6 protein-coding genes are annotated in these 7,676 nt (G+C 60.0%); 2 read left to right on the top strand and 4 right to left on the bottom strand.

Annotated features, from left to right (window positions below; genetic code table 11):
- The 3 genes from HMPREF0908_RS06160 to HMPREF0908_RS06150 form a co-directional block, all read right to left on the bottom strand.
- Nucleotides 1-1,751: 1-deoxy-D-xylulose-5-phosphate synthase (locus HMPREF0908_RS06160; protein ID WP_071585463.1), on the bottom strand; the 1,751-nt coding region annotated here is incomplete at its 3' end.
- Between the two features lie 364 nt (nt 1,752-2,115).
- Nucleotides 2,116-2,664, bottom strand: coding sequence for an NAD(P)H-dependent oxidoreductase (locus HMPREF0908_RS06155; protein ID WP_006690592.1), 549 nt, complete (start codon nt 2,662-2,664; stop codon nt 2,116-2,118).
- An 11-nt stretch (nt 2,665-2,675) separates the two neighbouring features.
- Nucleotides 2,676-4,439 carry a 1-deoxy-D-xylulose-5-phosphate synthase gene (locus tag HMPREF0908_RS06150; protein ID WP_040572547.1) on the bottom strand — a complete coding sequence of 588 codons (1,764 nt, stop codon included), beginning with the start codon at nt 4,437-4,439 and terminating at the stop codon, nt 2,676-2,678.
- 285 nt (nt 4,440-4,724) lie between these two features.
- Between HMPREF0908_RS06150 and HMPREF0908_RS06145 the strand changes: the two genes are divergently transcribed.
- Together HMPREF0908_RS06145 and HMPREF0908_RS06140 are read left to right on the top strand one after the other, a co-directional pair.
- A complete protein-coding gene (locus tag HMPREF0908_RS06145; RefSeq protein ID WP_040572598.1) occupies nt 4,725-5,288 on the top strand; it encodes an acyl-CoA thioesterase in 564 nt (187 codons plus the stop codon).
- A gap of 312 nt (nt 5,289-5,600) precedes the next feature.
- Nucleotides 5,601-7,073, top strand: a complete 1,473-nt coding sequence (locus HMPREF0908_RS06140) for a DUF2828 family protein (RefSeq protein ID WP_006690588.1) — start codon at nt 5,601-5,603, stop codon at nt 7,071-7,073.
- Nucleotides 7,074-7,126: 53 nt separating this feature from the next.
- Here HMPREF0908_RS06140 and HMPREF0908_RS06135 read toward each other — a convergent pair whose 3' ends face one another.
- Nucleotides 7,127-7,612, bottom strand: a complete 486-nt coding sequence (locus HMPREF0908_RS06135; RefSeq protein WP_006690587.1) for a methylated-DNA--[protein]-cysteine S-methyltransferase — start codon at nt 7,610-7,612, stop codon at nt 7,127-7,129.
- Between the last annotated feature and the right edge of the window lie 64 nt (nt 7,613-7,676).

The raw sequence follows: 7,676 nt of genomic DNA, 5'->3' as shown, positions 1-7,676 counted from the left end.
AGCATCACGCGCACATCCGCCGCGATTTGCGGAGCGGTGAGATGATGTGCACGCGCGAGGGCGGCAGGGTCATAGCGGTTGAAGAACGCCTTCGGCAGGCCGTAGTTCTTCACCACGACGTTTCTGTCTGCTCCGTAGAACGCCGCGATCTTCTCTCCAAAACCGCCGTCGAGGATGCCGTCCTCGACGGTGACGATGAGGCGGTGCTTTTCCTTGAGACGCGTGAGGAGGACCTCGTCCAGCCCCGAGAGGCAGAGTGGGTTTACGACGGTAGCATGGATGCCGCTGTGCGCGAGCTCCTCTGCCGCCGCCGTGGCAAGCGCGGCGAAGTTTCCGACGCCGATGAGGGCAACGTCCGCACCCTCCGTGACGACAACGGACTTGTTGAGCCTGCTGTAATCCGTGCGCACGGGATAGGGACTCTCCGCATAGCCGCCGAACGGCGTGCGGATCATGACGGGATGCTCCGTCTGTTCGATTGCCCAGCGCAGGACGGCGAGGTGCTCTTCGGTGCTCGTCGGTGCTAGAAAGATGAGGTTCGGAACATGGGAGAAAATCGAGATGTCATAGAACCCGAGATGCGTCACATCGGTCGAGCGATAGAGCGACGCCCCCGTCACGAGAAAGACGGCAGGGCTGCGGTTGATGCAGACGTCCTGCGCCATCTGGTCATAGACACGCTGATAGAACGTGCTGTATGTGCCGAAGACGGGACGCGCCCCGCCGCGTGCGAGGCCTGCCGCCATTGCGACGGCGTGCTCCTCGGCGATGCCCACATCGACGTACTGCGCACCGAGTTCCGCACGCTCGGCGGGTGAGAGGTTGATGCCGCCGACGATGCCCGCCGAGAGATAGACGAAGTTCGGATTGCGCTTTGCCTCAGCCATGACGAAATCGACCGTTGCGGCAAGGCACGGATCGGGAGCAGACGGCTTCTTGCTCATACCGCTCTCCCGATGAAAGGGCGCATGGCGGTGCCAGCCCTCGGGATCGTCCTCAGCGTAGGAGAGCCCCATGCCCTTCTGCGTATGGATGTGGACGACGACAGGCTGCTGTGTATCCTTTACTGCGCGGAACGCCTCGATCAGCGCCTCGGTATCGTTCCCGTCCGCGACGTAGCGGTAGGCGAGGCCCATTGCACGGAAGAGATTGTCCTCTGCCATGCCGTTCGTCTCACGCAGACGGCGGAGCATAGCGTACATACCGCCGTGGTTCTCTGCGATTGACCAGTCGTTGTCGTTGAGGACGATGATGAGATTCGTCTGCATCTCGCCCGCAACGTTCAGCCCCTCAAGCGCCTCACCGCCCGAGAGCGAGCCGTCGCCGATGAAGGCGATGACGTTCTCCCTGCGTCCTGCAAGATCGCGTGCCTTGGCAAGTCCCGTTGCGAGGCTGATCGAGGTCGAGGTGTGCCCGATGTTAAAGATGTCGTGCACGCTCTCCTCACTGCTGGTAAAGCCCGATACGTCGCGGTAGTGCGCCGCATCGATGTAGGCGGCGGCGCGCCCCGTCAGCATTTTGTGCGGGTAGCACTGATGCGATACGTCGAAGATCATCTTGTCCGTCGGCGCGTCAAAGACGGTATGCAGGGCAATGGTCGCCTCAATGACGCCGAGATTCGGCCCAATGTGTCCGCCGATATGGCTCGTGCGTTCGATGAGTGCCGCCCGCATTTCCTCCGCGAGCGCACGTCGCTGTTCTGCCGTATAGGCCTTGATGTCCGATGGACTGTGGATCTGTTCAAGATACAAGGGGAAAGCCCTCCTAAAGGAGCCGGAGATGCGGAAACGCTCCGCACGTCCAATCATAAGGAAGCATGGATACATTCAGCGCGCATCCTTTCGCGCGTCTTTTTGCCCGCCTTTCGTCAGCAAATCCTTCGCATTGCTTTGGACATGCGTCGTCTGGTTTGCTTCCACCATCGGACAGAAGAATCTGCGCCAATCTGGCGGTCTTTGTCTTATCAGTGATTCTTTGACAAATGAAAAAGCCCTCTGACTATTATAGCATATTTTCTAAAAATAAACTGGGAAATGCACAGCGGTACACGAAAAGCCTGCGGTGCGAAGATGCTTCTCTTCGTACCGCAGGCTCTATTGATTCGGTTTCGTTCGGTCAAACGTCTGCAATCTTCTCCGCGAGACGCTTTGCATGTGCGTGAGCCTTCTCCTGCATGGCGGCGGCGCGCGCAGGATCCGTGCGGTCGGCGTAGGAGACACCGCCCGTATATACATAGCCCTCGCAGATCATGCCCGTCAGCCCTGCCGTCTGACGGAAGCGGCCCGTCAGCATCTCCAGGGGGAAGTCTGCACCGTACGCAGTCTCGGGCGCGCCCGTCGTAAAGGAGAGAATGAGCTTCTTCCCTGCGAGTGCCTTGCCTGTCGAGCCGTGTGAGAAGCCGCGGACGAAGACGTCCTCCATCCACTTTGCGAGGAGGGAGGGCATGCTGTACCAGAAAATCGGGAACTGCAGGACGATGACGTCCACCGTGACGAGTTTCGCCTGCTCTGCCGCGACATCGATGCGGTAGTCGGGGTAGAGCGCGGAGAGGTCATCGAGCACCACATCGGGCAGCAGCTCGCCCATGTCCTTCATGATGATTTTATTGACGCAGGAGTCGCCCTGCAAATCGGTATGCCCCGAGACGATCAGAACATTTTTCATGGGATTCTCCTTTACTCTTTCTTCTTCAGCGTGCGCAGCGTATCCGCCACGATCTGCTCGGCGGTGAGATGATGCTCCCGTGCCAGTTCCTCGGCATTGTAGCGGTCGTGGAACTCCTTCGAGAGGCCGTAGCAGCGCACGCGGATGTGCTCATCCATGCCGTAGTATGCGGCGATCTTCTGCCCGAAGCCGCCCTCGAGCGTACCGTCTTCGAGGGTGAGGATGAGGCGGTGCTTCGCTTTCAGTCCGTCGAGCAGCTCTGTATCGAGCCCCGAGAGGAAGATCGGGTTGATGACCGTCGCGTGCACGCCGTCCTTTGCGAGCTCGGCGGCGGCATCGCTCGCCATCTGTGCGAAGCTGCCTGCTCCGATAATGGCGACCTCCGCGCCCTCCGTGACGGTCTGATAGCGGTTGAGCGCGCTGTAGTCCGTGCGCACGGGGTAGGGGGACGTCTCATAGCCCATGACGGGCACGCGGATCATGACGGGATGTGCCGTCTGCGTCACCGCCCAACGCAGTACCGCCAGGTACTCCTCGAGTCCCGCAGGCGCGAGAAAGACGAGGTTCGGGATGTTCGCAAAGAGCGGGATGTCGAAGAACCCGAGATGCGTCACATCGTTCATCCCATAGAGCGACGCGTAGGTCGAGAGGAAGACGGCAGGGCTGTTGTTGACAGCGACATCCTGCGACATCTGATCGTAGACGCGCTGGAAGAACGTGCTGTACGTACCGAAGATGGGGCGTGCGCCGCCGCGTGCGAGCCCCGACGCCATCGCGACGGCCTGCTCCTCGGCAATGCCCGCATCGACGTACTGCGTGCCGAGCGCCGCGCGGTCGGCGGGCGTGAGCCCGATGCCGCCCATCGTACCCGCCGCGAGGAAGACGAAGTTCGGATTCCTCTGTGCCTCTGCCTTGACGAAGTCCACCGTCGCTGCAAGGAAGGGATCGGTGTACGGGTTCTTCAGCGCGCCCGTTTCAATGTCAAAAGGCATACGGTAGTGCCACGTCTCGCGATCCTCCTCGGCGAACTTGTAGCCCTTGCCCTTCTGCGTATGGATGTGGACGACGACGGGCGTTTGGCTGTCCTTTACCTCGCGGAACGCATCAATCAGTGCCTCGCAGTCGTTGCCGTCGGCGACGTAGCGGTAGTCGAGGCCCATCGCGCGGAAGAGGTTGTTCTCCGCCCTTCCGTTCGTTTCGCGCAGGCGGCGGAACTCCTTATACATGCCGCCGTGGTTTTCGGCAATGGACTGGTCGTTGTCGTTGAAGACGATGATGAAGTTCGTCTGCATCTCGCCCGCGACGTTCAGCCCCTCGAGTGCCTCGCCGCCCGACATCGAGCCGTCGCCGATGAAGGCGATGATGTTCTCCCTGCGTCCCGCGAGGTCGCGCGCCTTGGCAAGACCCGTCGCGAGGCTGATCGAGGTGGATGTGTGCCCGACGTTGAAAAAGTCGTGCGGACTCTCCTCGGGATTGGTATAGCCCGAGACCTCGTCGTACTCCTTTTCCACGAGATACGCCTCGACGCGCCCCGTCAGCATCTTGTGCGGGTAGGACTGATGCGACACATCGTAGACGATCTTGTCCGTCGGTGAGTCAAACACCGTATGCAGGGCGATGATCGCCTCGACCGCGCCGAAGTCGGGGCCAAAGTGGCCGCCGTGAATGCTCGCGCGCTTTAGGAGCGCCTCGCGCATCTCCTGTGCGAGCGCCCTGCGCTGCTCTGCCGTATATCCCTTGATGTCGGCAGGCGACGTGATTTTTTCCAGATACAACGTAATCCCCCTTTGCCTTTGCGGTATATCCGCAGTGTTTCCCAATCCATCACTATGGGAATTATACCACCGATGGAGACGCGGGTGTCAAGGCGTATTTTGCGCGTGCGAGCTCTCGCCCCGATCGTTTTCAGCACGTGCCGCGGGGCGTGCTCGCTGTGCAGTCCATCTGGAGGGCGGCTCTTTTTGCCGATCATCTTTTGTTTCCAATGCGACGGTTTTTTTCAGTAAAGTGTGGTAAAATCACTCTGATCTACGTAATTTATGGAAGGGATGGAACAGAATATGAGTGAATGCAAAATGAAGGACAGCCGCATCGTCATCAGCGAGGTCATGATGCCGAGCCAGGCGAACCCGAACGGGAACGTGCACGGCGGCGAGATCATGAAGCTGATGGACTCGGCGGCATACGCGGCGGCGCGCCGTTACGCGCGCTCGAACGTCGTCACGGCACGTGTCGATGAGCTCGAGTTTCACCTGCCGATCCGCATCGGCGACCTCGTCGTCGTGACGGCAGATATCGTCTACGTCGGACACAGCTCGATGGAGATCTCCGTCAACGTCATCGTCGAGGATCTTGACGAGGGCAGCGATCCGCAGCTCGGGCTCTCGGCGTACTTTACCATGGTCGCGCTTGACCGCAACGCACGCCCGAAGACCGTACCGCCCCTCGAACTCAAGACCGAGGAGGCGCGTGCCGCCTTCGAGGAGGGCAAACGCCGCTACGAGGCACACAAGGCACGCAAGCGGGGCGTCACCATTCCCACGGGCGGCTGCGTCTGTGATGCGATTGCTCAGCAGGCGAAGGCGGCGAACACTGCGCACACGGCAAAAGAAGCGAAGAAGTAGAAGCGTTCCTTGAAGTAAGGGAGAGTTTATGCTACAATAAGTGCAAGACATGAACAGCAATGTGCGGAACAACGAAGAGATTTCCTATGGGGATCGTCGGCGTGCAATCGTGTCTTGCAAAAGATGCCAACAGCAATTCACCTGTCTCTTAAACAGTAGCGGGGCTTGACGACCCCGCAGGACGGAGCGGCGCGTCGCTTCCGTCCGTGGCATCTTGTCCGTATATGTCCGCAGTCTGCTGCGGTGAATGAATGTGTCCGACACAGTGCATATGCATCTGGGTCGGGCATTTTGCACAAAGGAGGAAGAACGATGCTGGACGCGCTGAAAGAGGAAAGCAACCGAACCTATACGCGGACGGAGAACGATGCCGCAACCTACGCGAGTTCAGGATCAGACGCACTTGACTTCTTTGCGGCGGCAGGCGCGCTGCGGGAGGCGGGCGAGGCGGAGATCATCGTGCGCTTCACGCGCGCCTTTGCCGCGCATCCGGCCTATGCGCTGCGCACACTCTTCTACGCGCGTGACGTGCGCGGGGGACTCGGCGAGCGGCGGCTCTTTCGCGTGCTGCTGCGTCATCTTGCCTTTGCTGCGCCCGCATCTCTCGAAAAGAATCTGAAATTCGTTCCGGGATACGGTCGCTGGGACGATTTGCTCGTCCTTCTCGACACGCCCTTGGAGGCTGCCGCTGTCCGCCTGATTCGTGCACAGCTTGAAAAAGACCTGCGTGCCGCAGGGGAGGAAAAGCCGGTCTCCCTCCTCGCGAAGTGGCTGCCGTCCGTCAATACCTCTTCGCGTGCGGTACGCAGACAGGCGCGGCGGCTCGCGGTCCTGTTCGGGATGAGGGAGGCGGATTACCGCAGGATGCTCGTCCATCTGCGCCGCCGCATTGCACTCATCGAGAATGCGCTGCGTACGAGGAACTATACCTTTGACTACGCAAAGCAGCCGTCGAAGGCGATGTTCAAGTACCGTGCGGCGTTCTGGCGCAACGACGTGGAGCGGTACAAGGCGTTTCTGTCACGCGTGGAGCATGGTGAGGAGCGGCTGCATACGGGAACGCTCTATCCCTATGAGATCATCCGTCCGCTCAGTGCAGCAGTGGCACCGCAAATCCCGAAAGAGGAGGCGTGTGCCCTTGATGTCACATGGAGTGCACTGCCCGACTATACGCATGGAGAGAATGCGCTCGTCGTGCTCGACGGCTCCGGCTCGATGTACTGGGGTGGGAACCCCCTGCCGAGCAGCGTCGCGCTCTCGCTTGCCATCTACTTCGCCGAGCGCAATACAGGCGTGTTTCATGGGCACTTTATCACATTTTCCGAGAACCCGCGGCTTATCGAGATCGAGGGCGCGACGATTGTGGAGCGTGTGCACTACTGCAGAAGCTTTGACGAGGCGGCAAATACAAATCTTGAAGCGGTGTTCTGCCTCCTCCTGCACACAGCGGTGAAGAACCGTGTGCCGCAGGAGGAATTGCCCTCCGTACTCTACATCATCACGGACATGGAGTTCGATACCTGTACTGTGGACGCGGACGTGACGAACTTTGAGCGGGCACAGGAACTGTTCGCGGAGGCGGGCTATGCGCTGCCGCGCATCGTGTTCTGGAACGTCCAGAGCCGCCGCCGTCAACAGCCTGTCAAAATGAATGAGCAGGGCGTCACGCTCGTCTCCGGGTGCAGCCCGAGCATTTTCTCCATGACCGTCGATAGGCGCATTACCCCGTACGAGTATATGGAGCAGGTGCTCGGCAGCGAACGGTATGCGGCGATTGAGGTGTAGGCGCAAACAAAAACGCAGCTCCGTGCGGGGCTGCGTTTTCTCGTGTGGGAAACTTATTCGATTGCTCCTTCGAGCTCTAGCAGATACTCCTTTTTGTCCAGTCCGCCCGCGTAGCCCGTCAGACTGCCATCTGCACCGATCACGCGGTGGCAGGGGATGAGGATGGAGATCGGGTTGCGTCCGACCGCGCCGCCGACCGCCTGTGCCGACATCCGGCCGCCGCGTGCGGCAGCGATGCGCGCGGCGATTCTGCCATACGTCGTCGTCGTGCCGTAGGGAATCCCGCGCAGGACCTTCCAGACCAACTGCTGAAATGCTGTGCCGTGCGGCGCAAGCGGCGGCAGAGCACCGGGATCACGCCCCGCGAAGTACACATCGAGCCAACGACAGACCTCTCCAAATACGGGGAGGTCTTTTTGTGTGTGCACAGCAGATGCCTTGGGGACTCCTTCGGCGAAGTCCAGCTCCGTCAGTGCCGTGCCGTCGCTCATGAGGACAATCCTGCCGAGCGGCGAGAAATAGTACGCTGCGTAGGTCATGTGGGTGCTCCTATCATACAAGAAAATAAATTCTTTTAATTTACAGAACGGTTCATTATACTAT

The sequence above is a fragment of the Centipeda flueggei ATCC 43531 genome (genome assembly GCF_000160695.1).
Classification (GTDB): Bacteria; Bacillota; Negativicutes; order Selenomonadales; family Selenomonadaceae; genus Centipeda; species Centipeda flueggei.
Note: the sequence above shows the minus strand (reverse complement) of the source record. Positions and strands in the feature narration are given on the sequence as shown.

Excerpts from the sequence above, each read along its gene's own strand:
- HMPREF0908_RS06155 (WP_006690592.1), bottom strand. The coding sequence starts at position 2,664 with ATGAAAAATGTTCTGATCGTCTCGGGGCATACCGATTTGCAGGGCGAC.
- HMPREF0908_RS06145 (WP_040572598.1), top strand. The coding sequence starts at position 4,725 with ATGAGTGAATGCAAAATGAAGGACAGCCGCATCGTCATCAGCGAGGTC.
- HMPREF0908_RS06140 (WP_006690588.1), top strand. The coding sequence starts at position 5,601 with ATGCTGGACGCGCTGAAAGAGGAAAGCAACCGAACCTATACGCGGACG.
- HMPREF0908_RS06135 (WP_006690587.1), bottom strand. The coding sequence starts at position 7,612 with ATGACCTACGCAGCGTACTATTTCTCGCCGCTCGGCAGGATTGTCCTC.